At 63.9% G+C, this 25,376-nt stretch carries 21 protein-coding genes; 7 read left to right on the forward strand and 14 right to left on the reverse strand.

The features are described from left to right. Positions 1 to 741 (forward strand): hypothetical protein, encoded by a 741-nt coding sequence (locus tag ACW17W_RS01155; RefSeq protein WP_492078545.1) that lies wholly within the window; start codon positions 1 to 3, stop codon positions 739 to 741. Between the two features lie 15 nt (positions 742 to 756). Here the strand turns inward: ACW17W_RS01155 and ACW17W_RS01160 are convergent, their stop codons facing one another. The 3 genes from ACW17W_RS01160 to ACW17W_RS01170 all read right to left on the reverse strand — a co-directional run bounded on the left by ACW17W_RS01160 (position 757) and on the right by ACW17W_RS01170 (position 5,057). Next, positions 757 to 1,986, reverse strand: coding sequence for a WcbI family polysaccharide biosynthesis putative acetyltransferase (locus ACW17W_RS01160; protein ID WP_492078547.1), 1,230 nt, complete (start codon positions 1,984 to 1,986; stop codon positions 757 to 759). A 93-nt stretch (positions 1,987 to 2,079) separates the two neighbouring features. Beyond that, positions 2,080 to 3,252 (reverse strand): glycosyltransferase, encoded by a 1,173-nt coding sequence (locus ACW17W_RS01165; protein WP_492078549.1) that lies wholly within the window; start codon positions 3,250 to 3,252, stop codon positions 2,080 to 2,082. 2 nt (positions 3,253 to 3,254) lie between these two features. Continuing rightward, positions 3,255 to 5,057, reverse strand: coding sequence for a hypothetical protein (locus ACW17W_RS01170; protein WP_492078551.1), 1,803 nt, complete (start codon positions 5,055 to 5,057; stop codon positions 3,255 to 3,257). A gap of 87 nt (positions 5,058 to 5,144) precedes the next feature. Between ACW17W_RS01170 and ACW17W_RS01175 the strand changes: the two genes are divergently transcribed. The 3 genes from ACW17W_RS01175 to ACW17W_RS01185 all read left to right on the forward strand — a co-directional run bounded on the left by ACW17W_RS01175 (position 5,145) and on the right by ACW17W_RS01185 (position 7,683). Next, positions 5,145 to 5,306: a hypothetical protein gene (locus tag ACW17W_RS01175; RefSeq protein WP_492078553.1), complete on the forward strand. Its 162-nt coding sequence runs from the start codon at positions 5,145 to 5,147 to the stop codon at positions 5,304 to 5,306. Between the two features lie 309 nt (positions 5,307 to 5,615). Beyond that, the gene (locus ACW17W_RS01180; RefSeq protein ID WP_492078555.1) at positions 5,616 to 6,497 is read left to right on the forward strand and encodes a hypothetical protein; all 882 of its coding nucleotides are present in this window, start codon (positions 5,616 to 5,618) and stop codon (positions 6,495 to 6,497) included. A gap of 4 nt (positions 6,498 to 6,501) precedes the next feature. Continuing rightward, positions 6,502 to 7,683: a glycosyltransferase family 4 protein gene (locus tag ACW17W_RS01185; protein WP_492078557.1), complete on the forward strand. Its 1,182-nt coding sequence runs from the start codon at positions 6,502 to 6,504 to the stop codon at positions 7,681 to 7,683. Positions 7,684 to 7,691: 8 nt separating this feature from the next. Here the strand turns inward: ACW17W_RS01185 and ACW17W_RS01190 are convergent, their stop codons facing one another. The 6 genes from ACW17W_RS01190 to ACW17W_RS01215 form a co-directional block, all read right to left on the reverse strand. Next, positions 7,692 to 8,585 carry a hypothetical protein gene (locus ACW17W_RS01190; RefSeq protein WP_492078559.1) on the reverse strand — a complete coding sequence of 298 codons (894 nt, stop codon included), beginning with the start codon at positions 8,583 to 8,585 and terminating at the stop codon, positions 7,692 to 7,694. Beyond that, on the reverse strand, positions 8,582 to 9,259 hold the full coding sequence (locus ACW17W_RS01195) for an ABC transporter ATP-binding protein (RefSeq protein ID WP_492078561.1): 678 nt from the start codon (positions 9,257 to 9,259) through the stop codon (positions 8,582 to 8,584). The genes ACW17W_RS01190 and ACW17W_RS01195 overlap by 4 nt, the downstream gene beginning before the upstream one ends. After that, complete coding sequence (locus ACW17W_RS01200; protein ID WP_492078563.1) at positions 9,256 to 10,419, reverse strand: KpsE/RkpR family capsule polysaccharide export protein; 1,164 nt, start codon at positions 10,417 to 10,419, stop codon at positions 9,256 to 9,258. The genes ACW17W_RS01195 and ACW17W_RS01200 overlap by 4 nt, the downstream gene beginning before the upstream one ends. 45 nt (positions 10,420 to 10,464) lie before the next feature. Further along, the gene (locus ACW17W_RS01205) at positions 10,465 to 11,241 is read right to left on the reverse strand and encodes an ABC transporter permease (protein ID WP_492078565.1); all 777 of its coding nucleotides are present in this window, start codon (positions 11,239 to 11,241) and stop codon (positions 10,465 to 10,467) included. Between the two features lie 305 nt (positions 11,242 to 11,546). After that, the gene (locus ACW17W_RS01210) at positions 11,547 to 15,062 is read right to left on the reverse strand and encodes a coiled-coil domain-containing protein (RefSeq protein ID WP_492078567.1); all 3,516 of its coding nucleotides are present in this window, start codon (positions 15,060 to 15,062) and stop codon (positions 11,547 to 11,549) included. A 171-nt stretch (positions 15,063 to 15,233) separates the two neighbouring features. After that, positions 15,234 to 15,989: a DUF6492 family protein gene (locus tag ACW17W_RS01215; protein WP_492078569.1), complete on the reverse strand. Its 756-nt coding sequence runs from the start codon at positions 15,987 to 15,989 to the stop codon at positions 15,234 to 15,236. A gap of 86 nt (positions 15,990 to 16,075) precedes the next feature. On the opposite strand from ACW17W_RS01215, the gene ACW17W_RS01220 reads away from it, so the two are divergent. Beyond that, entirely contained in the window at positions 16,076 to 16,882 is an 807-nt protein-coding gene (locus tag ACW17W_RS01220; protein ID WP_492078571.1) for a WcbI family polysaccharide biosynthesis putative acetyltransferase, read from the forward strand. Between the two features lie 19 nt (positions 16,883 to 16,901). Here the strand turns inward: ACW17W_RS01220 and ACW17W_RS01225 are convergent, their stop codons facing one another. The 4 genes from ACW17W_RS01225 to ACW17W_RS01240 all read right to left on the reverse strand — a co-directional run bounded on the left by ACW17W_RS01225 (position 16,902) and on the right by ACW17W_RS01240 (position 21,827). Then, complete coding sequence (locus tag ACW17W_RS01225; RefSeq protein WP_492078573.1) at positions 16,902 to 17,480, reverse strand: NUDIX hydrolase; 579 nt, start codon at positions 17,478 to 17,480, stop codon at positions 16,902 to 16,904. A gap of 7 nt (positions 17,481 to 17,487) precedes the next feature. Then, positions 17,488 to 18,645: a glycosyltransferase family 4 protein gene (locus ACW17W_RS01230; protein WP_492078575.1), complete on the reverse strand. Its 1,158-nt coding sequence runs from the start codon at positions 18,643 to 18,645 to the stop codon at positions 17,488 to 17,490. Beyond that, positions 18,642 to 20,807 carry a glycosyltransferase gene (locus tag ACW17W_RS01235; protein WP_492078577.1) on the reverse strand — a complete coding sequence of 722 codons (2,166 nt, stop codon included), beginning with the start codon at positions 20,805 to 20,807 and terminating at the stop codon, positions 18,642 to 18,644. The genes ACW17W_RS01230 and ACW17W_RS01235 overlap by 4 nt, the downstream gene beginning before the upstream one ends. A 93-nt stretch (positions 20,808 to 20,900) precedes the next feature. Next, positions 20,901 to 21,827 carry a GDP-L-fucose synthase family protein gene (locus tag ACW17W_RS01240; RefSeq protein WP_492078580.1) on the reverse strand — a complete coding sequence of 309 codons (927 nt, stop codon included), beginning with the start codon at positions 21,825 to 21,827 and terminating at the stop codon, positions 20,901 to 20,903. A 260-nt stretch (positions 21,828 to 22,087) separates the two neighbouring features. Between ACW17W_RS01240 and ACW17W_RS01245 the strand changes: the two genes are divergently transcribed. Further along, entirely contained in the window at positions 22,088 to 23,308 is a 1,221-nt protein-coding gene (locus ACW17W_RS01245) for a class I SAM-dependent methyltransferase (RefSeq protein ID WP_492078582.1), read from the forward strand. A 99-nt stretch (positions 23,309 to 23,407) separates the two neighbouring features. Here ACW17W_RS01245 and ACW17W_RS01250 read toward each other — a convergent pair whose 3' ends face one another. Continuing rightward, on the reverse strand, positions 23,408 to 23,578 hold the full coding sequence (locus ACW17W_RS01250) for a hypothetical protein (protein WP_492078584.1): 171 nt from the start codon (positions 23,576 to 23,578) through the stop codon (positions 23,408 to 23,410). Positions 23,579 to 23,913: 335 nt separating this feature from the next. Here ACW17W_RS01250 and ACW17W_RS01255 point away from each other — a divergent pair, with 335 nt between their 5' ends. Then, positions 23,914 to 25,089 (forward strand): polysaccharide biosynthesis/export family protein, encoded by a 1,176-nt coding sequence (locus ACW17W_RS01255; protein ID WP_492078586.1) that lies wholly within the window; start codon positions 23,914 to 23,916, stop codon positions 25,087 to 25,089. Positions 25,090 to 25,376: the final 287 nt, after the last annotated feature.

Here is a 25,376-nt window from a genome sequence, read left to right on the forward strand (position 1 = left end):
ATGGAGCATCTCGCCCGCAGGATCGACAATCTTCGTGGCGAATTCACCACCGCCGGGCTCGAGACGCGGGTGTTCCTGGCAACCTGGAATCAGCCGTTCAACGGCATAGACGACATCGTGTTCGGTGAGCGGTTTGATGACATCCTGATGATTCAGCCTCCTACTGAAGAGGAAGTCGTGGAAATAATCGGCCTGACGACGCTGGCCGACGAGCGGTTCGGAGTGCGCAACACATTCTATCAGTATTTTTTGGCGCGGCTGGCGCTGAACGCCGTCAACCTGACCGGGGACTATGACTTTATCGTCCACACCAGGTCCGACCTGAACATAGCCTTGGGTCCGTTCCTGCCGGAATGGCTGTCGCGCCCCGATCTCTACACTACCATTCATTGCCGCGAAGAGGGCCAGGCATTCGTCAACGACCAGTTCTCCATTGCGGGACCCCGGGTCATGCTCGACTCTTGGACCTATCGGTCGCTGGAAGATCTGCGGGAGTTGTTCTCCACCGCCGTCATTCCGGAAGATATCCTCCAATCGATGTTGACCCGATCCGGGATCACCGCGCGCCAGGTCCAGACCACCCTGTGGGAACTGGATCCTGTGCGCGGATCGCCCTACGAGCCTACGCTACCCGCGCCTGAAGTCGCCTCAACCGAAGCCTTTGCTGTGCCTGCGGTCGCCGATATCGAGCCTGTCGCACCGCTGGACAATTCGCCGGTGCAGGCGATTGATTCGGTCTGAGCGGGACGCTTGCCCCTATCTGTTCACCAGCGACAGCAGGCTCTTTCTGGCCCGCTTCCAGCCGACAGGCTTAGGCTGAGGCGTCTGTGGCACGACCTCGGGCTGGCGAGTGCGTTCGGGCGGGGAGATCGCCGGCGGGCCGTCGATCTCCAAACCGTTGCGGACGCGGAACCCTTCGACGCCGCCGGCCTGGGCGAATTCGGCTGAGTTGACGAAGACGGCGAGGACCACCTCGGGCCCGTGCCGGCGCAGATTCTGCAGATGGTGGAAGACCTCGTCGGAGCTGGGGGAGCGGTTGTTGAACACCTTGTACAGGGCTTCGACAAGCGGCCGCTCATCATGGGTTACCTCTACCGCTCTGGCCCGGCGATAGCGCTCCAGATAGGCGTTGATCTCCAAGTCCAACGCCACGCCCGCCGCAATGGCTTCGGGGCCGATCGACTTGTAGATCGCGAATACCTCGCGGAAGAAATCGCGCCGGGTTTCGACCCGTCCATCGACCCGGACCTCATCCAGCCAGACGCCTGCGCCAGTGTGGCCCAGCGCCATGAGGGTCGACAGGTAGGGTGGCATGACGAACCCGCCGAGCATATCGACGCCCTCTAGCCGCGCGCGTTCCGGACGCCCCAGCTTGTCGAGCGCCTGATCCGCTAGTTCGCACATAACCGCGCGGGTGGGATGGTTCACCGTATGCAGGGGCTGTTCGGTCGCTAGCCGCCCGGCGATCACCTCGGATACGCGGAGGTCGGTCGCGGCGGCGTGTTCTCTGCGCATCAGTTCCAGGGTGGTCTGGGACAGTTCGGCGTACACCAGTCCGGCGGGCAGGAAGTCGGACGTACTGGTGTCGTCCACGAACCTTTCGGACTCCTTGCCCCGCAGGAAATAGTCCAGAGCATGGGCGTCGTGGTAGGCCAAGCGGCCGTTGTGCCAGGCAGTCATCGCGAAGCACTGCGGCAACTGGCCCCGGTGATAGACGACTGGGAACGTCAGGATTTTCGCATCTGAGCGGGCGTTTGCTCTAATCCATTGGGTCGAGAGAATCTCTGTGCCGCGATAATTCTCACCCACGGGCTGGGCTAGAATGACGTCCGCAGTGGCGACGTCGCGGCGATAGTCCTCGACTTCGGTGTCCAAGTCGATGCTGAACACTTGGCGCGTGACCACCTCCACCGAAGGACCGCAGGTTTCGGCCAGCAGATCGCCGAGCGTGGGCGCCTGACAGTTGCCGTGCACGTAGATTTTCAAGCTCTTCATCCGAAACGCGGGGATCGCATCCGGGCGACCTTTCGATCCTGCACCGGGGGCCTGTCAAGCCGGCACCCGAAGGGGCCCGGCGTCTCAGAACGACAACTGGTCACGGGATGCGAGGCTGTCGATCAAGGCTGCCTTCAGCGGCTGACCTGACAGGACGGGCCGCGACCCGTCCAGAACGCCCGAAATCCGGTCGGCCATAGCGGTGTGATCCGATGGGCCCACGCACAGCGCCGGGTTCAGATTAATCTCCGGGCAAGAGGAGAGGTTGGACGAAATCACCGGCACGCCGTGATTTTGGGCCTCCAGGATCGGCAGGCCCAGGCCCTCGTAGAAGGAGGGGAACAACAGGGCGTCGGTCTCGGTGTAGAGCCGGTCCAGACAGTCGTCTGACGCCTGGCGGAACCAGCGCACCCGGCATCCGGCGATGGCCAGGGCGTCGAAGAAGCGGGCGACCTGCTTCAACGGCACGCGCTCGCGGCCGACGATGTCGATGTCGAACCCGCCCACTGTCTGCGTCGCCAGTTCTAGGCTGGCGCGGGCACCGCCGAAATTCTTGCGGATATCCAGAACATTGACCAGCAGAAGCCGCGCGCGTTCGCCCTCCCGGCCGATGTCGACCTTCACTCGGGCAACGGCGTCGGGAGCAAACGGTATGGCGGCGCGCACCTTGTCCCGCTCCGCTTCCTCCAGCCGATAGAAAGCAACGAAGTCACGTACGCTGCTCTGGCTGACGCAGAGGATCTGGGTGGCATTGCGGATATAGGCCCGATAGCCGAGGTCGTGGGCGTGGGCGAACGCGTAGACATCTATCACCGCCCCCAGATTCAGGGCGCCGCAGGCGACGAGATTGGGCACCATGTCGTGAACGATGCCGACGGTGAAGGGAACGTCGGGCATGCCCTGACGGCACAGCCAGGGATTGGTCAGGACCGAGACGTCGAAATCCTCGATCCGCACGGCGTTCTGGGTCCAGCGAAAGGCGTTGGGCGCGCGCGGCCCGGCGAACCGGTCCGGCAGCGGCAGGCCGGAGGTGGACACCCAGTCCGGGGCGTCCTCCCGACGGTCGCCAACCATGGCAGACGTTTGGTCGAGCGACAGAGTGGGTCCGCGCAGAATCCGACCGTCGTCCGGCGTGCCGAGGGCAACGGAATAGCCGGCTCGCTGCAGCTGACGCCAATAGTGAAAGGTCACTCGCCGCACCCCGACATGTTCCGTCAGGAAGTCGCGGTCGACCACTAGGATAGCAGTTTTCGACATGGTCACCGACCGTCCACGAGCACGCATTTGACCAAGCCGACCCCAAGAAGGCGGCTATCCGCTCCCTCTGGCCGGGCGGCGTGGGCGATCAGCCGTTTCGAGCGGAAGGTGAGGCGGACTTCGGGGCCGTCGATCCGGCGGGGCAGGGCGAAGCGGACTTCGCGGCGCGAGCGCAGCGGCGACAGGGTCCAGCGGCCCAGTTCCTTGTCGCCCATATGGACGCTGACCACCTGGTCGGGCAGTGCGGGGCCGGCCACCGTCTGGATGGTCGCCATCATCCTGAGGCGTCGCCGGGGTGGTTCGGCCAGATGGAAGATCAATTCAGCCGAACGGTCGGCGGCCCAGACGCCCCAGCTCTCCTGCGTCTGCCAGCCGCGCCCCATGACCAGCTTGCCGTTGCCGTCCGAGGCGAAGGCAATCTGTTTTCCGGGGCGATAGGCGAAATCGTCGTGCCGACGACTGACCCGCATAGACGCCAGGGTCAGAGGGGAGCGCGGCCGGGCCGACGCCGGGGTCGACCCGTCTGATGGGGCGTCGGGGGCGGCAGGCGCGCGCACCAGCCAAACGTGGAACAGGTGGCTGTCGGTGGCGTCGAGATGGGGCAGGCGGACTTGGAGCGTCCGGTCGTTGAGAACCTCGAACGGGCGGTCGACTGCATTGACGCGCAGGCCGAGAATCCCGGCCAGATCGCTGGCCGTGGCGAAGCCGATCCGCAGGGAGACGTCGTCCTCCAGCACCGGCAGGCGGAAGCTGAAGACCGGCATTTCCGCGCCCGACCACCTGAGGCCGGGACCGGCCGGGCGCCACTCCCGGGGCAGGATCAAGCCTCGGGCGATGAAGGCCGAGGGCGGAGTCCCCCCGGTCAGGTCGAGTTCGGCCTCCATCTCGATAGATGCGTTTCCTGCCAACTTTCGTCGCGGCTCGGCTAAGGCCAGGCCCATGGGGCCGACGGGGGTCTCGCCACCCCAGTCGTGACCCTCGGTCTGAGCATAGGCGTCTTCCAGCCAAGGCAGACGTTCGAAACCTTCGATGAAGCCCTTGCGTGGCGGCTCGCTGGCGAGTCGCACCCACCGGCAGGGACGCGCCACGATCCCGGCCTGGTCCAGACGTCGTGACAGATCGACGTCCTCCGCCTGGCCCCAGAGTAGCAGTTCGCTCCAGCGGACCGCGGCCAGAAGGCGGGTCTTGGCGATGATCACCCCGCCGTTGACATAGGCGAAGGGGTGATAGTCTCCGAACTCCATCCAGCCGGGTGTGGTCCAGTTCAAATCGTCGGACAGCATGACCCAGTCGGGCAAGCTGAAACCCTCGGTGGTCACCTGATGCGGCACGACAACACCGAAGTCGCCGCCAAAATCAGCCATGCGCAACAGGAAGTCGTCGGGGACCGAATAGCGGTCGTGGGCTATCAGGACGTTTTCGCGCGTTGCGCGCGCCACCAAGGCGTTCTTCTTTTGGGTGATCCAGCCGGCGCGGGCGAAGCGGTCGGACTGGGGAACATGGACGATACGTTTGGCCAGCGGTCCTAGGTCGGTCAGGATGGAGTCCGGGCCACAGACCAGGATCTCGCTCGACGTTCCCCCGTGATGATCGGCCCTCAGGACGCTGCGGACAAAGGTCTTGACTGCTTGGGGCCGTCGTCCGTCCGTAATGATCGCGAACGAGAAGTCGGCGGCGGACGCCAAGCGGGGCGCTGCGTGACCTAGTCGCAGGCTGATGACGAATTGCATGTCGGACAGCGTCTGGTCGACGAGTTCGTAGGCGCCGCCCGTCCAGCGTTCGATGAAGTTGGCAAACTGGAACACGCTGAGGAAAGCAGACTGATCGGCCCGTACAACCAGAATCCCCCCAGGTCGGAGAGCGCGCAATGCCTCGTCGAGGACTAGGGGCCATTGCTTGACCTGGCCCAGATCCCGCTCGACAAGATAAGCGACATCGAAGGCCTGATGCGAGTACGGCGGCAGGCGGAAATCTCCGCGCGGATCGAACAAGGCGCTGCCGTCGACCATGTCAGCGCGCGGTGGCAGCGATCCCGCCCACAGCACGTCACCTGAAAGGGCTTTCTGAATCTCAGGAACGATAGGCTGCACGTCGGCCGTCTCCGAAGCCGTCTCGACGGCGAACCTGTCCTGCGGAACCCGGGCTGAATGGTCAAGTGCGGCCGTGCGGCGGACTCATCCTGAAGCTGTCACCCCGGAACCGTTCCAGAGTCTGGAGGCGCATTGACCTCTGCGGACGGCATCGTCTAGCAACGAGGTGCCGGATGCTGCCGATCCGGCAGGCGGAACGGGTGGATTGTTGTGGCCGAAAGCATGAAACGGCGATTCGCTCGCGTCACCCGTCCACTGCGCGAAGATTTCTCCATGAAGGGCTTCGCCAGGATGACCCGACCTTGGCGGCTGAAGCGTCAGGAGCGGGAGGTCGCCAAAGCCCTGCTGGCCGGCCGACCGGCGGCTCCTACCCCGTCCCATATCGATCACGCTCGCCTGACTTCCCTGGAAGGTCGGGTAGAGCGGCTGCAGGCCGGTTGGAACCAGCATTTGCCGGGCCTTCTTAACAGTGTCACCCTGGCCCTCGCCGAGGCGCGTGGCGCGGACCGCGTCCATGCGCGCATCGACTGCCTGCGCGAGGATTTGGACCGGTTGACGGCACGGCTCGATCTGAGCCTGCTCGACCTCAAGGCCCGTCTGGATCCGCCCGTGTCTGCCGGCCCTAACGAGGGCGGAGCTCGAATCCTGTCGATGGGCGCTGTCGCCGAAGCCCTGGCCGGTGAACTCACGTTGCAGTTCATCGCCGGGGATGCGCCGAAACCCGGGTCGATCGTCGTCGCTCGCGCCCCCGCGCCGGGCGTCGATGTTGTGTCCCCTAACGCCGGGCTGCCCTTCGGGCAGGGAAGGGCTAGGGAGATTCTCATAGAGCCCGGCTATGCTCTCGGTGCCGACGACGTCGAGACAAGGGCGCTGATGGGGCAATGGTTCGGCCTGTTGGAAGCCGGCGGACGGCTCATGCTTCACCGCTTCGACATGCTGGAAATGGTCGGCGCCCTTTCCGACGGCAGTCTGACATTCGACGATGCTCGCGCCCGGTTGGCGGCTGCCCCGCCTCTAGTGTCCCCTGCCGGCCCTTCCGTGGAAGCACTCAAGGCCGCCGCCACCGCGGCCGGGCTTCGCGAGATCCGGATCAATCGCGGCAAGGCGAGCCTGGGCTTCACGCTCCAGGGCCGCCGACCTGCGGCGAAGTCCTGAAGGGATGGGCGCGGCGGATCGACGCCTCCAGGTCGTTGTCGTCTGCCCGTGGTTCTTTCGGGGTGACGCGGTCGGCGCGGCGGCGCGCGAGACCTATGTCCAGCTCGCGGCCCGTCCGGACATGAGGGTCACGGGCCTCTGGACAGAGAACGATTATGAAGAAGTGAAGGGACGCAAGGTCGAGAGCTTGGCCGACCTACTTCTTGACCCTGACTTCCTGCGCGCCGACGTTATCGTCTACGTTTTCGCCGTCTACCATCCGTTCTTCGATGCGGTGCTGCTGGGCAACGGCCATGGCAAACAGGTCGTGCGGTTCCACAACGTCACGCCCAAGCGGCTGATGCCCGAGAAGCACTGGCCGGTGATCGAGAAGTCCTTCGTCCAGATTCAGGCCTTCATCGGGGCAGACGCCCTCTGGGCGGACAGTCGTGAGAATGCCGAGGAATTGGCGCGCAACAGCCAGGGCGGATCTCGGGTCTCGGTGGTCCCGCTCGGGGTCGACTTCCCGGCCCGGGCGCGTCTTGCGGACAAGCCCCGCGCGCCTGTGGAGCTGCTCTATGTCGGGCGGTTCTTCCAGTCCAAGGGGGTACACGAGCTGATCCAGGCGGCGGACCGGCTACGGAGGATTTCGACGACGCCTTTCGTGCTGCGGCTGATTGGCAATCTGCGCTTCTCCGACCCCGACTATGTCGAAGGTCTTCACGCCCTTCTGGGCGATCTGGACATGGGCAACAGTGTCGACTTCGTCGGCGCCGTGTCCGACACCGAAATGGCCGCCGCGTACCACCGCGCCCATGTGATGGTCACCGGCTCGCGCCACGAAGGCTTTTGCGTCCCGGTGATCGAGGGGTTGGCCGCCGGCTGCGTGCCCGTCAGCTATGCGATCAGCAACCTGCGTTATATCGCAGACGGGCTTGGCGCCCTGGCGCCGGAAGACACGCCCGAAGCCTTGGCGGGAGCTTTGAAAGGCGTGATTGACGTCATCGGCACTGAGGGCGAGCGACAGCTGGCGCTGGGTCGTGGGTCAATGTCGGTCGAGGCTTTCGACCTGGCGGCCTCGACCTATGTGGAGGGTTTCACCCGCGAACGATTCGGGGAGCGGATCGCCGGGCGCATCCGTAGTCTGGCCAACCCGCCTGCAGCGCCGGACACAGACGCCCACGCCGGCGGCCTCCCCTTGGAGTGAGCAAGGCCTCAGGCGGCGGCGTCGGGCTCCGACAGCGCCGCCGGCGGCTCGAGGTCCAGCGGGGAGAAGCTGACGCGGCATCCGGTGAGCTCGAGCTCTCCATCGAACGCCGACCGATCCAGCCAGATGCGCAGTTCGACGACGGCGGGTTCGGTCCAGACCTTCGATAGGGTCAGGGCATAGAGCCCGGAAGTGGTGAGCAGATGGGTTGAAACGTCGACGTCATGCTGGGTGCCCCATTCGAACCTGAGCTCGACCTTGGCGCGATCAATTCTCAGGGCGAAATCCACATCCACGGTCCAGCGACCGGGGCTGAGTTCCAGAAAGGGGCCGTATCGCAACAGGCGGCGACGGCCGGTGAGGTCCGACAGGGACCGCCCCGGAGCGCTCGACTCGCTGCTCAGGATGATGTCCGCCGGCCAGCTCACCGAAACGCCCGGTGTCGGGGGCACAGTGCGATAGAAGGCCAGAGGCCCTTCGGCCCCGCGAACCGGCGGCGGGCCTTCGCGGGTTATCATCCCCAATCCCGGAAGGTCCAGGTTCCGCAGGCGACCGTCGGCGACGGGCCAGCCCGCAGCGGCCATTTCCGACGCCCGGGCGTACTGTGCCGCGACGATCCGCGTCGCCGTATCCCGGTCCAAGGCGTGCAGGGCCTCGAAGGCTTGGCTCGCCCGGTCCGGATCATCGGCGATGATCATCCGCTGCGAAGGCGTGCATACGTCGCCGAGACGGGCCTCGGAAACATTGATCAGGGTGTTCTGCGCGTCGTCCGGCGGGGTCTGGTCCGGACCGAATTCGACGATACGCCAGTTGGCCGCAGCCGCAGCGGCGTTGACAGCATCGCGCCATGCGCTCCCTTGGGAAGAGGGCAGGTGCACCAAGCAGAGGCGATGCGTGCTCATGCGGCACGCAGCCAAGTATAGATGTCGACGGCCTCCTCGATGTCATCGAACATTTTGGCCTTGCCGCTCTCGATGATGAGGGCGCGGGAGCAGTGCTGGGCAATCAGATTGGTGTCGTGAGACGCCATCATGAAGGCGCGGCCGGCCCGGTGCTGGAACAGTTCGCGCTGGCATTTTTCCTGGAAGCGGGCGTCGCCAACCGCCACCAGTTCGTCGATTAGATAGCAGTCGAACTCGATTGCTAGCGACAGGCCGAAGGCCAGCCGTGCCCGCATGCCCGACGAATAGTGTTTGACCGGCAGTTTGAGTGAAGCCCCCAGTTCGGCGAAGTCTTCGACTCGCTCATAGATCTCCCGGTAGTTGCGGTTGTAGAGCCGCGCCAAGAATCGCATGTTGTCGATGCCGGTCAAGCTGCCCTGGAACCCACCGCCCAGGCCGATGGGCCAAGACGCCGTCATCGTCCAGTCGATCCGCCCGCCGGAAGGGGCGAGCACGCCGCCGAGAATCTTGATCAGCGTGGACTTGCCCTGGCCGTTTCGACCGAGAATCGCCAACCGGCCATCGCGCGGAAGATCGAAGCTGAGATCGCGGAACACGGCGCTGTGACCCGTCGGATAGGTCTTGCCGACCCCTTGGACGCGCAGGCCGATGTTGTCGGGGACCAAGTCCTTCACGTCTGCTGATGCTCCTTGATCCCGGCCCAGATCAGCCAGCCCACGCCATAGAGCATCAGGGTGGTGAAAAGGACGGTCAGGAAGCTCATCAGGCGACGTGGTTGGGTCGACTTGTCGGCTAGATCCGGATTTACGACCCGGTCGAGATACAGTCTCTGCCGGCTGGCGTCCTGCTGGGCCGCGAGGGCGGCCGCGGTGGCCTGAGCCAGTTCGCGGTCGGCGAAATCACGGGCCAGAACCAAGTTCTCATAGTCCGCAATCTTGGGAGCCAACGACCCGGAATCGCCGACGATCTTGGTTCGTTCCGCAGCGATCTGGTTTTCATAGGCGGCGATCCGGCCGTCGATGCCCGGCAGTTGCGGACTCTGCGGTGCCTGGTTGGCGATCTGGGCCCGTTCGGCCCGCAGACCGGCAACGGTTTCCAGCAGGCCGCCGATCAGTGCGCCGCTTTCGGTTGCCGTGCGGGCCGGGTCGATGAACTTCTCTTGGTTGCGGAATTCGGTGATTTCATTCTGCGCCTTGGTCAGCTTGGTGCGGGCCTGTTCTACGGCCGCCAAGGCATTGGCGACGGCGTCGGTGGAGGCCCGCGCGTTCATCCGGTTGATCAACTCTTCGCCGCCCTCGAGCAGGCCTTCGGCCATGGCCCGTGCGTCTTGGGGACTGAAAGCTTCGGTTCGCAGGGTGCTGATGCCCGTCGTGGAATCGTATCCCACCACGATCCGCTTCTGATAGGCGTGGAAGGTGTCTTCTTCGGTTGGGGTCTGCCAAGGTGCGGGATAGCGCGAGAAGATGTCGGCACCTCTTCCCTCCAGGATGGCCCTGACGTCGACCCGCCGCGACAGATCACGGAGGCCGTCGCGGCTGTCGACATATTCGTGCACCGCGAAGGCGTCCGACGAGCCCGTGGACAGGCCCACGCCCTGGAGCGCGACGCCCAGGCTGGAGGGCTGGGTCTGCTGCGGCATCCGCACGATGAACCGCGCCTCCGATACATAACGATCCGAGGCGATCAGGAAGAAATACAGGGCCGCGAGAAGGCTGGGCACGATCACGACTATCACGAATGCGAGCGGCACCTTGCGCCAGAACGGCTTGGCCGTCCGCTGGTAGGTGAGGGCCTCGGGAACGGGCCCGATGTAGTTCAGCTTTGGATCGCTCATGACGTGTATCTGTCTGGTGCGCCGCCAAGCGGGCGTTGGGTTGGGCTATTCCACATCGAGGCGGTCTCGCGAGATAGCGATAAGGATGAAGCCGACGAAGTTCAGCGCGGCCCCGAACATGAAGGCGTAATAGGTGTGATAGGTCGTCGGCACGAACTCTCCGAACACGCCGGCGCGAAGCATTTCGATGGGGTGGGGGAACGGCATGTAGAGATAGATCTCGGCGACGTGCGCGGGCACCCAGGCGATCATGAAGAAGGCGCCGGAAAGCGGAACCAGAACATACATGAGCAAGGTGATCAGTCGCTCCATCACCTCGAATCGCATTGCCGCGCCGGCAAGGACCAAGCCTGTCCCCATGCCGATCCAAGCCAGCAGGATCCAGCCGGAGTATAGCAGGATGTAGTCATGCGGAAGGGACACCTGACCCAGACACAAGAGCACGGTGTAAACGACGAGGAAGGCGATGGTTGCGCCGCCGAGCTCGAGCAGGTTGCGGGCCAGGATGATGTGAACGGGTGTAATCAGCCGATGGTGCAATAGGCCCATGTTCGCCGGTATGGCGCTGACCGTGTAGGTGACCTGGTGGCGCAGCAACAACACGCACATATAGCCAGTCATGGTGAAGGCCGAGACGCGGATTCCGTGCTCGTATTCAGGCTTGGTCGCCGTCCACAGCAGGATGACGCCGAAACAGAAGGACAGCGGCTCCAGCACAAGCCACGCGAAGCCGAGCCCCTCACGGCCGAAGCGCGTGCTGGTTTCCCGCATCATCAGTGCGCCGATGATGCGAAAGTGCTTGGAAATTGTCTTCAGTACCATAAGCTTAAGCTCTGCCCTTCCCGTGTCGGCCAGACTGCGATCCCTATGCCATCGCACCGATGATTCCGGGTCAGGAAACATTGGCGACCAAAGTTGAACCGCTCGTGCGAAACTGTCCGCCTCAGGCGCTTATGTTGGTGATAATTCTCGAAAAACCGGAATTCGCTACGCGGCCTTTCAGCTTTCCGGCAGGAACTAGCAGCAATCCAAAACCACATCCAGCATTTCCTAGCGGCAGGGTTGGCCGCCTCGGGCGCGAACATATCGAGTGGTGTCTTCAGGACGGTGCGCACGTGCATTGGACCCTAGCCGACGCCCAGCCGCCTGAGGGTCGACGCCGCGCGCCAAGTGACACCTTCCTTGATGGAGGCCAGTTCGGCCTCACGATCCACGAGGCTCTGTTCGAAGTCGTCCCGTTTGGCGACTGCGGTGTCGCGCTGGCTTTCGGCCTGCACCAGGGCCGCGTCCAGTCCGGCCTCGCGCACCGCCGATCCCGTGAGCTGCCTTAGGGCGGCTGCGAGGCTTTCCTCGCTGTCCATCAGGGCGCGGGTCGCAACATCCAGCTCTTCCGAGCGGGTCTCTGCGAGGCGCGCCAGCCGCGTATTTTCCCGCACCGCCCCGTCCATGCGAATCTGAAGGTCGTCCCGCGCAGTGGCGGTCTCTTCCTGGGTTTGGCGCAGGCGGTCCAGATCTTGGGATGCAGCCGCAAGATCGCGGGCCAGGTTCTGCGCCTGTTCTCCTCGCCGAGCTGTCTCGGCGCGGGCCGCGGAGAGTTCGACGGTCGTTCCTTCCTCTGTGGTCCTGGCGCGCTCCAGATCGCCCTGAACGGCCCCGTGGGCGATCTCCAGATAGGCGAGGGCGCGTCGCGCCTCGACTGTTTCGGCCGAGGCCGTCTCGCGGGCGATCCGCTCATAGTCTAGGGTTAACCTTGCGCCCTCGAGCTCGCTCACGAGTTCGGCGTTGCGCGCCGCCATCCGGGCAGCCTCGGCCTCGAGTTCGTTTTCGCGGACACGTGCCGCGTCGAAGGCGAACATGATCCGGGCGCGGTCGCGCTCCATCCTCGAATTGGCGTCGACCTGGACCTTGAGGGCTCTCAGCGTCGTCCTGGCCTCGTCCCGGACGGCGGTCGTCTCCGCCTGTGCCGCTTTGGCCTCGTCCCGGGCGGCGGCTGTTTCGGCCTGGGCGGTCGACAGGGCCTCGGCCAGTTTGGCCTGTGCCGCCCTGGCCTCGTCCCGGACGGCGGTCGTCTCGGCCTGGGCGATTGACAGGGCTTTGGCCATTTCGGCCTGTGCCGCCCTGGCCTCGTCCCGGGCAGCGGCTGTTTCGGCCTGGGCGGTCGACAGGGCCTCGGCCATCTCGGCCTGTGCCGCCCTGGCCTCGTCCCGGGCGGCGGCTGTTTCGGCCTGGGCGGTCGACAGGGCTTTGGCCATCTCGGCCTTTGCCGCCCTCGCCTCGTCCCGGACGGCGGTCGTCTCGGCCTGGGTGGTTGACAGGGCTTTGGCCATTTCGGCCTGTGCCGCCCTGGCCTCGTCCCGGGCGGCGGCTGTTTCGGCCTGGGCGGTCGACAGGGCCTCGGCCAGTTTGGCCTGTGCCGCCCTGGCCTCGTCCCGGGCAGCGGCTGTTTCGGCCTGGGCCGTCGACAGGGCTTTGGCCATCTCGGCCTGTGCCGCCCTGGCCTCGTCCCGGGCAGCGGCTGTTTCGGCCTGGGCCGTCGACAGGGCTTTGGCCATCTCGGCCTGTGCCGCCCTGGCCTCGTCCCGGGCGGCGGCTGTTTCGGCCTGGGCGGTCGACAGGGCCTCGGCCAGTTTGGCCTGTGCCGCCCTGGCCTCGTCCCGGGCAGCGGCTGTTTCGGCCTGGGCGGTCGACAGGGCTTTGGCCATCTCGGCCTGTGCCGCCCTGGCCTCGTCCCGGGCGGCGGCTGTTTCGGCCTGGGCGGTCGACAGGGCTTCAGCCAGTTCGGCCTCGCGGGCCACGGCTGCCAAGCGGAGCTCCTTTTCGTATTCGGCGTCAGCCAATGCGTTGTACACGGTGGCGCGCACACGCGAGGCTTCCCGCTCGCTATTCTCTTGATGTGCGTCCAGCATGGCCCGGGTCGCAGTTAGTTCGTCGATCAGGCCCTCGACCCGGCCGTTCGCCTCGACCCATTGCTCGGTCACCGAGGTATGAGCGAGACGCAGCTCCGCGGTCGCCGCCTCGGTGCTTTCAAACCCTATCCGCAACTGCTCCAGTTCAGCCGTTCGCGCGGCCAAGGCTGCGGCGTGGGCCGTGGCTTGGAGTTCGAGGGCGATCCTGATGTCGGCCAGTTCGGCTGCCTGCTCGGCGATGCGGACTTCGTGGGTCTCGCGCAGGGCTGCGACCGAAGCGGCCGCTTGATCGCTCGCGGATTGCGCGGCCTCGAGCGCGGTCGTCAGGCGGTCGATCTCCGCCCCTGTTTCAGCGAGGAGGGCGTCCCGTTCCTCCGCTACATTGGCGCGGTTGAGGGCTGTGCGCCGCTCTTCCGCCTCGGCGAACCTGGCCTCCTGCGTGACCAAGGCCTCGCGCGCGTACTCCAGATCCGACCGCAGGGCTTCGATTTCTTCCTGCGGCGGCTGAGCCTCGAGCTCGAACGCCACCGTGGTCGCGGAATAGCTGAGCGCTCCGGACGGAGGGCGCTGGGCCAGTCGGCGCGGCGCGGCATCCGCAGCCTCGAAATAGGCTTGGGTATAGGTAGCATGGGCCCGATGCTCGGCCCAGGCCGAGGCGACCATTTGCTCGCCGAACGCCTGTTCGGCCACGGTCGCGCCGAGGGCAGCATAGGCGCTGTCGACTAGAAGGCGGACGGTCAATTTCGTCGTTTCAGGATTTTGGATCGGCCGCCAAGGCGCATCGACATGAGTGGTTGCGTCGCTCAGGTCGAGCGTCCGACCTGTCGCCCCGTGAATACGGGCTTCGGTCGCTAGGCGATAGGCGTCGTCGGCAGCAAGCCGCGTCACATCAATGACGATGTCGGCCGACCGCGACGCGTGCAGGGTCATATAGACGTGCCAAGCGACGAAGATGGCGAAGGCGTCGTCGTAGCGACTTTCGATCGCCATCTGGAAATCGGTCCCGATGTCCGCAGGCGCGAATGTCTTGAGCAGGTCCATGAACGCGTCGTCGCGGGATCTCGCGATGACAAGGAACAGATATTCCAGGAAATAGAGATTGCCGGTCCGGTGCTGGCCTGAGAACGAGTTCCACTGGTGGAACAGATTGCGGTGAATCAGCACGTGGGTCCCGCCAAACCGGCGCTTCAAGGCGCCGGCGCGCCCCAAGGTTCGGGTGCAGGTGAGGACGGGGATGCGGCCCGCGTTCTGGGCGTTGGCGATCAAACTCGCGACGTATTTCACCTCGCCGGAGGGCAGGTCCCCGTCGAGGCCGCCGTCGGGAAAGAACCCGGCCGCCAGCGCGGGCTCGTCGTTGAAGCCGCGAATTCCGCCAGCCGGATCCATAAGCGGAATGAACTCGAGAAAATAGGGCGCGCTGGATGGATGGCGCGACCGCCATTGATCGCTCTGGACGCTGCGGGCGGCGTCCATGCGGAGGCCGCCCAGTGCCTCGTGGAAGATCTCATAGTAGGCGCGGAAGGCGGGGTGCTCGCGAAAATGCTTCCATAGCCAGGTGCTGGAGGTCCGAAATCCCGAATGGAGGAAGACGGGCGACGGTCCGGAGGCACTCCGGCGCGGTACCGGCGCCCCCTTCGCGGAGGTTCCGGCCGCGCCCTTGGCCAAGGCTTTTGGCGCTGTCTTGACGGGCTTCGGGGCCGGCGCCTTGGTCGGCGGGGATCGAACGGCCTTGGTCATGGAAATGCCCTTCCAGCTGGACTCGGGATCGCGACGGGGCCTCTGACGTCGACTTGAGGCCAAGTTTATCGAGCGTAGCCGATACCGCGCAAGGCACCCGCACGCGATGTCTGGCGCGATGGCGGTCGGTGCGCAGATCCCGGTAGCGATTCGCGGCAAGGCCGCTGACGTCTACTGGCCGATCGTTTTGCGAATTTCCTCATACTCAGCCTCGCTGATCTCGCGATCGACCCAGGCGTCTGTGCAGTATTGTTTGAGGTAATGTTTGATCGGGTTCTCACCCCAGTCGAGGAAAGTATGGTATTTTTCGTGGGCCTCGTAATAACTGAAGGCGCCCATCAGGTTGAATTCCGAAACTTGGTTGGGGATGATCAAATTGGACTCGAGTTCTTCGTAGGTATAGCCATTGGTGGCCACAAACCAGTTTTCCAAATCCTGGTAAAACTCCTTTGGGTAGATCAGCGGAAACAAGGCCATGAATTCGTAGTCAACCTGACGTTTCATCAGGCGAGACGTGATGAATTGCCACGGGTTCAGATGCTTTTGGCGGTAGAACCAGTCGTAGTCCTTGTAATACATAACGGGCTTGTCTTCGAAGAAATAGTATTGCGGTTCGAAATGTTCGAAGAATACGCAGTCGCTATCCACGTGGAAGACGTAGTCGGTGTCCATGTAGTCCGTGGCCCGCAGCTTGGTGATCTGTTGGCCGATATAGTCGTTCTCGTAGGTAGGGCAGATCTTCAGCCTGCCTATGGAGGATGCGTTCACCACGGGGCGGATGATGTCAGCCGCCTTTTCCTGACAGACGACAACGACGTCGTCGAAGCCGGAGCAGAAGCGGGCGATTGAGGCGAGGCAGAAACCCAGTCGGGCGGCATCCTTCTCATAGGTGCGGATCAGGATTCCGTGGGTGCCAAAACGCTTCATGGGGACAGAGGCCTTGCTTGCGGGGGCGTTTACAATACCCTCTCGTCCATAGAGGACAAACCCCTTCCATCCAATCTGACGGCACCATGAAAATCTTCGTTTACGCGAATTGCCAAGGGCAGGCCTTCAAGACCTTCTTGCCGATGTTGATGGGTGGTCTGTCGATCCGCCATGTCGAGAACTGGCTGGCGTTGTCGGGCGAGATTCCTGTGGACACCTTCTTGGCCGACATCAGGAAGGCGGACGTCTTCATCTATCAGCCGATCGGCGAACAGCACGGCTTCCTGTCGACCTCGTCGGACGCCGACAATTTGATTGGTGCCCTGCGTCCGGACTGTCAGTTGATTTCCTTCCCCTATGTCTACAACGACGGCCTCTGGCCGATGCTGGAAGAGGGGGGGCGGGTGCTGAACGGCTCCGTTATCGACCCCCTTCTGGCAGCTGGGGCCGGAGAGGAAGATGTCTTCGCCGCCTATGACGAGGACCGGCTCGACTTCCGTTTTGCCGAGCGCGTCGAAAACACGGTGGGCATTCTGGCGAGCCGCGAGGCCGAGACCGACGTCCGCCTGGCGCGTTTCATCTTGGATAATTTCCGCAGCCATGAACTCTTCCTGACCCAGAACCATCCGACCACCCCGGTGATCGTGGAGATCATCAATCAGGTCGCCCCACGGCTTTGGGACGCGCCCAGAATGCTTGAAGCCGCCGATTTCGACCCCAACATCACCGGGCTGCCGGGTCGAATTCCGGTTGATCGCTATGCGCACCGGGAACTGGGTCTGACCTATCAGGCGCAGCCCGACGAAGGCGCGGAACACTACTTCCGCCATCTGCTGCGGATGCACATGGCTAATTGGGCCGCGGATCGGGCGGCGGTGGAGGCTATGGCCTGAGTGCAGGCCTCCCCGGGGATCAGACGAACAGGTCGGGCCTTCTGATTTGCAGCGCCTGGACCAGGATCAGGGTCTTGGCGTCCGGCAAGGCGCCCGAGGCCGCTGCGGCGGCCAGGTCGGCCAGGCTGAGCTCCCGCACGGTGATGTTCTCGTGCTCCTCGGTCGCGCCTCCGCCGGTGCCGGACCGGTCGGCCGCCCCATAGGGGGCCAGATAGAGGTGTAGCCGCTCGGTGGAGATCGACGGTATGGTCCAGGCATGGACCACCAGTTCCAGCGTGGTCAGCCGGACGCCGCCCTCCTCCATCGCCTCCTGCAGGATGCGCTCGGCCGGATCGCTGCCATCCAGCCGGCCGGCGATGGTCTCGATGATGTCACCGCCGCCTGCCAAGAGCACCGGAACGCGGGGTTGGGAGATGACCATGGCCAACTTGCGCACGGGGTCGTAGGGCAAGACGGCGACCCCCGGGCCGTGATCCTCGATATGGCGTTCGACCACGGCACCGTCTGGCATGCGAACCTCGGTGCGCCGCACCTTGACCCAGCCCCCCACAATCTCGACGTCGCGAACGACTTCCGCCTTCACTGCGGGGGTCGTCATCCGGGGCTCAACCCCAACGGTCCACGTCGACCTCTGCCTGCATGGTGCGCAACTCAGCCCAGCGTTGGGCGAAGGCCGCATATGCGTCGGTCTTGCCGGTTTGGTGCAGCGTTTCGGTCGCCTTGTATACGGCCTGGGCCATGTCGTTCCAAGAGAAGGTGGCGGCCCGATCCAGCCCCTTGCGCCGAAGCGCGGCGCGCTTGGCCTCGACCTGCACCGAGCCCAGGGCGGCCACCATCTCGGGCGTCGAGGAGCCTTCCACGGTAATGCAGGCGTCGCCCGCCACCTCGCCGAGAGATCCGCGTTTGGTAGTGATGACCGGGCAACCGCAGGCCATGGCCTCCAGCACCGGCAGCCCGAAACCTTCATAGAGCGACGGATAGACCAACGCCAGGGCGCCGGTATAGGCTGCGGCCAGCTCCTCATTGGTGGCGACGATCCGCTGGATCTTCATTCCAGGGGGCAACAGGGCAAGGCTGGCCGGATTGATATCTGGCTCACCTCCGATGCACAGAATGTCGAAGTCGTTGCGCTTAGTCGCGGCGACGGCCTCGAAAAACAGCTTGGTGTTCTTATAGCCCAAGTGCTGCTCGCGCGATCCGACCATCACTACATAGGGGCGGTCGAAACCGACGGCGTCGCGCAGGGCCTCGACCGCCGCGTCGGTCGCCGGCTTGAACACGGCCGTGTCGTAGCCGAGCAGGGCCATCTCGGCATTGTTGGCCGTGTGCGGATAGAGCCGGATCAGGTCCGTGCGCGTATTGTCCGAAATCGAAATCGTTGATCGGGCGTAGGAGATGGCGGTGGCCTTCTCCTGCCAGTGACGATGCGACAGATCGAAGTCGAACAGCTCCGGGATCATGTCGTAGACCATCAGGAACATCGGGGTGGTCAGCGGCGTTGTGTAGTAAGTGGAGGTGAAGACATCGACCTCGTAGAAGTCGCACACTTTCTGGATCAGGATGCTGTCGTCGGCCGTGTAGTGGTCCTTGTAGGCGGGGAAGGGAATCCGCTTCAGGCCCGGGATGTCCGGAATCCCGCCCCGGTCGAGGATCAGGACCTCCAGCCGGCTGTCGGCAATCAACAGGGGAAGGATCGATTGCCACACCCGCGCGATGCCGGAACTGGCCAGCTGGAAGAAGACGCCATCTATCAGAAGCTTCATGCTGCGGCTCCCATCTGGCCGGCACCGTGCGCGCACAACGCCGCCTGCAGGATGTCATAACGTCTGTGGCTTTTAGCGACCTCGGCGGGAACCCGCCCCACCTTCTCCAAAAAGTCGGCGTCGCTCAAGGTCAGAAGGGGAGACACAATCTGGCGATAGAGGTTGCGCGAAATGGCATTGGCCTCGACAACACCACGGGTATCAGCTCGGGTCGAAAGACCTTGGGGGTTCACGTAATAGGCCACATGGGGTTCGTTGAGCTTGTAGAAGGTCTTGCCCTTGATCAGGCAGCGCAGCCAGAAATCGAAATCTGCCGCCGATTTGTAGCTCTCGTTAAAAACCCCGACTTCGGAGTGAAGGGTTTTTCGCCACATCGGCCCGTTATGCGGGCTGTTGAACTCCATCAGATTGTAGTGGCTGACTATCGGCAGTTTGGCTCGCAGGCCGTGCGCCTCGATCTCCTCGAAGCCGATGTTGGGCTGGAAGGAATAGAGAACGTCTTGGTAGGTCACGTCGACGAATGGCAGGGAATCTAGCACCGAGGCCTGAAGTTCCAGCGAGTCCGCTCGGCGACAGTCGTCCAGGTTGGCGTTGGTCAGGAAACGGCCCTTGGCTAGGGCGCAGCCGATGTTCCAAGCCTCATAGATGCCGATTCGGCTTTCGAACCGGCGATAAACTATGTTGGGGAACCGTTCGACGTAGCTTTCGATCACCTGGCGCTCGTTCTCGGGCGAGTTGGCGTCGATGATGATAAGTTCGCAGTGATCCTTGAAGATCGTCTGGCCCGTGATGTTTTCGAGGAAGGACTCGATATAGTCGCCGCCGCGATAGAGGCTGGTGATGATGCTGACGACCGGGGCCTTGGTCCGCTTCATGCGGAACAGATTGGCGGGGAGGGCTGCCTCGCGGGCCTTGAGCCGGGGCCGGGTGTCCCAGACCTCCGCATCGACCACGCCTTCGGAGCCGAAAAGATAGGCTTGGCTAGGGTCGTTTTCTGTATTGGGGACCTCGACGGCGAGGCGACGGTTCATCGAGTCCTGGAAGAAGCTGGCCGTGAGGGATTCGACCGACAGGCCCGAGCGTTCCATGCGGTCCCGGAAATGGTCGACCTCGAACGCCGAGGCTCCGCGCCCCAGAATGATCTCATATGCCATCTGGACCAGGACGCCGGGCGAGACATCAGAGCGGGCGGCGCCGCGCCGGACGTTCTGGGCCTCGCCACTTTCGGCGATGGCGATCACGACGTTGGAAAGCAGGCCGCTGTTCTGGAACATGTCGTACCAGATGGCGATCTCTTGGGGCGCGGGCGGCCGCTTGAGAATGTCCTGGTAAAGAATGCGGATCACGTATTCGACGTGATCGCGAGGCTCCAGCGTCGCTGCAGCGGCCGATGCTGCCTCGGGAGCGACGGCGGGGGCGTGGGCCACATCGGCGACGACCGCCGACAGATCGGCGCCGCAGCGGAACTGTTCGAGCCGCCCCAAGGCTTCGTCGAGCGCCGGTGGTTCGCGGCCGGCCGCCCGGTAGACTTGGGCGATCGTGGCGAGCACATCGTCCGTGCGGATACTGTAGGCCTCGTGGGACCGGACGATCACTGGCCGTTCGATCTGACCGACGACCTCGGGCTCGACCGCGTCAGGCTCGACCGGAGCGACGACAGGCCCGACCTCGGCCAATGTCGCCGCTTCCGATTGGACCCGCCGGTCCCGGAGCGCTCGCGCTTCCTCGCTCTCCACAACCGAGGCGATCAGATGGGGAAGGGGCGTACCCCGTTCGAGCTCGGTCCGGTAGTGACCCAGCTCCGTCTCGGACGCAGTTCGTTCGAGGACGGCATCATACAGCAGGGAGAAGAAGTTGGCGACGTCAAGGTCAGCGAACGCTGCCGGGTCGAGGAAGGTCGGACGCTCCCATGGCGGGATTGGAGGGTTGCCGCGCAGATTTCGCTCACGGACGGCCTCGGCCTCCTCGCAGCTTGCGATCGAGGCGATGATCGCGGCCGCCGGCCAGCCGCTATCAAGGGTGCGCAGATAAAGGCTGAGAATATCCTCGCCGACCTCACGCTCCAGTAAGGCCTCGTAGATCCCATTAAAGACCAGACGGTCGCTTACACCGGCACCGAGACGCTGCGTGTTCGGATCGGCGGCAATCTCGGTGGGTGTCATCGTTTCTGCGTTCTTTCGGTTCTTGATGCCGCCCCCAAGGCGGCGGTCGTTGCGACGAATGGCTGCCGGAACGCTAGCCCATTCCGATCCGTTTCAGCCTTGGGGGTAGGTCTTTGTGAACCAGTCGATCGTCGTGCGGATTCCGTCCAGCAGTCCGATCTTGGGTTCCCAGCCCTGGGCGCGCAAGCGGCTTGAGTCCATCACCTTACGAGGCGTGCCGTCGGGCTTGGTGGCGTCGAAGACTATGCCGCCCTCATAGCCGACTGCTTCGGCGATGGTCTCCGCCAAGCCGCGGATGGTGACTTCCTGCTCGCTTCCGCAGTTAATGTGCTCGAAGTCGAAATAGTTGTCGTGGCAGTGGACCGCACCAGCGGCCATATCGTCCACGTGGAGGAACTCGCGCAGCGGCGTGCCTGTGCCCCAGACTTCGACATTGGGCAGGCCCTGTTCCTTGGCAGCCAAGATTTTCCGGATCAGGGCCGGCATGACGTGGCTGCTCTTAAGGTCGAAATTGTCACCCGGGCCATACAAATTGCACGGCATCACCGACACATACTGGCGGCCGTATTGTTTCATATAGGCTTGGCACAGTTTGATTCCGGCGATCTTAGCGATCGCATACCACTCGTTGGTCGGCTCCAAGGGACCGGTCAACAGACTGCTTTCCATGATCGGTTGTTCAGCGAATTTCGGATAGATACACGACGAACCCAGGAAGACGAACCGGTTCACTCCGGCCAAGTGGGCGGCGTTGATGGTATTCGTCTGTATGCAGAGGTTATCGTACAAAAAGTCTGCGGGCAGGCTGTCGTTGGCCAGAATTCCGCCGACCTTGGCCGCAGCGAAGATGACCGAAGACGGTTGATGCTGCTGCATCCAGTTCTCGACGGCCTTCTGGTTGCGAAGGTCTAGATCCTTGCGGTCGACGGTCAGGACGCGACGGCCCTGCGCCTGGAGATTTCGCACGATTGCGCTACCGACCATCCCACGATGCCCGGCCACCCAGATGGCTTCCTGCATGACATAATTCCCCTTGGCGTCGCCTGCAGCTACCATAGAGGTTGCGCATATCCAAGCCACATGCGACGTTGAAACCGTAGCGCAATTCCTTCACCACGTCTGGCTGACCCCCTATCCGGAAATGTGGCGAGTTCGGTGGCGACGGTGTCGCGAACTGTCGCCTTGTAGTGGGGTGCGGGGGGCGGCTAATCTGGTTTGGGTTTCCAGATCGCCGTGGCGGCGTCGGGGCAAGATGGGCGCTTCTGGCGTGAAGGTGTTGAATGCTGGTAGATGCAACCTCGCTCGGCGCGTTCGTTTCGCGGAGCGATGAAATCGGGGGGCCCGGGTCGCCAGCTTGCGACGCATACTGGGCCGACTTCAACTATCAGCCTACATATCAGGTCGATCAATCTCTGGATCCGTTCAGCGAGGCCTATGTCGCCGAGCAGATCGCCCTCTATCGCGAGATAGCCGGTCGTGAGCTGAACCAGGTCGAAACCGAGATGACGGCCCTGAATATCGCCGAGCATGTCGCGGCGGTGAACCCCTACAACCACCCGCAGCCATCTGGCTTAGCCTTGCACATTGAACGGCTGTCCAAGGCCTTGCGCTTGGCGGAGATACCGCGCGGCGGCCGACTCATCGACATGGGGTGCGGCTGGGGCCTGTCGTCGGAACTGGCCGCCTATCTGGGGCTGAGCGTTCGGGCGGTCGATATCAATCCCGATTTCGTAAGCCTGGTGAACCAGCGAGCGGCGCGCTCGGGCTGGGACATTTCGGCTGTCCAGTCGCCGTTCGACTCCTACCAGCCGGCTGCCGCTGACGCCGTGCTGTTCTATGAGTGTCTGCACCACGCCGTGCGGCCTTGGACCTTGATCGAGAGCTTGGCGCGGTCTCTCGGCGAGACTGGAAGGATCGTCTTGGCGGGAGAGCCTATCAACGCCATCTGGTGGGCCCACTGGGGGCTGCGGCTGGACGCCTTCTCCGTCTACTGCATTCACAAGTTCGGCTGGTTCGAGAGTGGGTGGTCGGAGGGTTTCCTCACCGAGTGCTTCCTGCGCGCGGGTCTCTCCACCCAGGTCGTGGTGGACGCCGACCCCCTGATCGGTTTCACGGTGGTCGCTCGGCCCCTTCAGTTGGGCGCGCGCTCGGGCGCCGACTTCATCCGGTCCACCACGGCGACCGGTTTTAGCTGCGATCCGCAGTTCGGCATCTTCGGCGGCGAGGGCTCTCTGGATCTAGTGTTCCCGCGTGAGGCCACGCGCGCCGATCTTGTATTTCAAAACTTCCGGCTACGGACGATATCCGCGCGACTGAGCCATGGCGACAAAGTTCTGTTCTCGGGTGAGGCCCCCATGGGGGCGACCTTGATCACGATCGAACGTCTGGCCGACAGGATGCGAATCGATCTGAGTTCCGAAGTCTGGGTTCCTGACGAGGAACTTGGAAACGGTGATCCGCGTCGCTTGAGCCTGCACCTAGAAACGGTCACCTTCGCGTGAGCATGCCGTAACGCCGATGGTCACGCGCGTTGGCCTGACGCCTTCGGATATCGGCTCATAACGCCACCAACTCGACCGGAGATTTTCTAAGGTTCGGACTCATTTGATCCAGAGGGTTATTGCGACGACGATGCAGAGTACGGCGAGATAGGTCCTCATGATCTCGTCGTATCGGGTGGCGACGGCGCGGAAGCCCTTGAGGCGGCAGAAGGCGTTGGCGACGGCGTTCCTGAGCCTGTGAGCTGCGGCCTCAAAGGGGTATCGGTTCACGCGATCGATCGTGGACGGCGACAATGTCAGTGGCTTGGCCGGGCGAAGCAGCATGATGCGCGGCTTGCCCGCCTCGTTCACCAACAAATGGCCTTGGTCGTCCGACTGCCGTGCGACGGCCCTATGGCGTGCGCCGGGGCCCCCATTTGCGCCGGCCGCCGAGCAGCGTGCACTGACCGAGGTTGAGTCGATCTTGGCCGTTGGTATTGAACCCTATTCCTCATCGCCGCCTACGGCAAACCGGACGCTGCAGCTCGGCGGCGGCTTCGCGCGAGGGGCAAAAATCATCGATCGGGGACTGGTTCGCGTCTCAAAAAACCTTTAACCAGCGCACCATGTCCTTGCCCAACGCCCTGACGAGAACCCTGTCGGTCCTGCTGGTCGTCGCCATCCTGGGTGGGTGCTCTACCCTGCCGCGGGACGGGCCCACGGGCAGGGCTGTTGAGAAGGGCGCGTCCAGGACTGGCGAGGCCGGCAGCTATGTTATCGTCGATCTGGACTTCGCGACCAGCGAACGGATCAAGTCGCAGCCGCGCCAGTTTCTGGGCAGTCTCGCCGGCGGCGCCTCGGACGCGCCCGGCGGCCAGATCGGTCCTGGCGACGTGCTGGCCGTCTCGATCTTCGATCCCGGCGGCAGCCTCTTCGGTTCGGGTGGCGGCGGCTCGAACTCGACCGCCGTGCGGTCCAGCTCGCAGAACCTCCCGGGCGTGCCTGTCGACTCGAACGGTACGGTGACCATTCCTTTCGCCGGACAGGTACGCGTCGCAGGGATGACCACGACGGAAGCCGGAGCGGCCATCCGCCGAGCCCTGCTGGGCAAGGTCGGCAACCCCCAAGTCATCGTGGCCATGGAGCAGAACAGCTACAACACCGTGACTGTCCTGGGCGAGGTTCGCCAGCCCGGTCGAGCACCCCTGACGTCCAACGCCAACCGGATCGTTGATGTGATCGCTGACCGGGGCGGGGTGCCGCGTGCACCGGAAGACGTGACCGTTACTATTCGCCGCAACGGCCAGCTCTACAGCGCCCCCCTGTCGGTTGTGACCACCGACTTCGACGAGAACATCCGGCTGGCCCGCGGCGACCAGATCAATCTAGTCTACATGCCCCGCCACTTCAGCACCTTCGGCGCCTTGGGTGCGGTTACCCAAGTGGAGATGGGTGCCGGTCCGCTGAGCCTCGCCGGCGCGATCAGCAAGGTGGGCGGTCTGGACACGAATTCCGCCAACGCCCGGTCGGTCTTGATCTTCCGCTTCGAACGCCCTGAGGTCGCCCAGACCCTGGGACTGAACCAGCCCGCCACCGTGCGGGGCGTGCCGGTCGTCTACCGCCTGAATCTCGAAGAGGCGGAAGGTCTGTTCATCGCCAACAATTTCGAGATCCAAGCCGGCGACATCTTCTATGTCCCGCGTTCAGGTTCGGCGGAACTGAGCAAGTTCTTTACCTTGGTCCAGACGTTTACGCGCGTCGTCTATGACGTGTCAGTCACCAGCACGCTGAGCACCAACTAAGGCCATGACGCTTGGACCGTTGGGTTTGGCCTGACGTCTGCTGGCAAGCCGCGAAGGTCGCACGGCCGCTTCACCGGTATTTGTCGAGAGCTCTTGGTCAATGCGCGGGGAACCGCGCCGTGCGCCTGGCGGTGCATGCGCTATTGGATGAGATCGAGGCCGCTGCCCTCGCGATTTGTCGCGCCCACGTCCTTCCGGCCCGGATTGGACAGGGCGCGCGGTCTACCCGTAAGCGGACGCGAAAATTCGTCGCCGAGACCTTGAGCGCTGAGGAGTGTTGGCCCCTG

The organism is Brevundimonas sp. FV1ye29L (assembly GCF_058681095.1).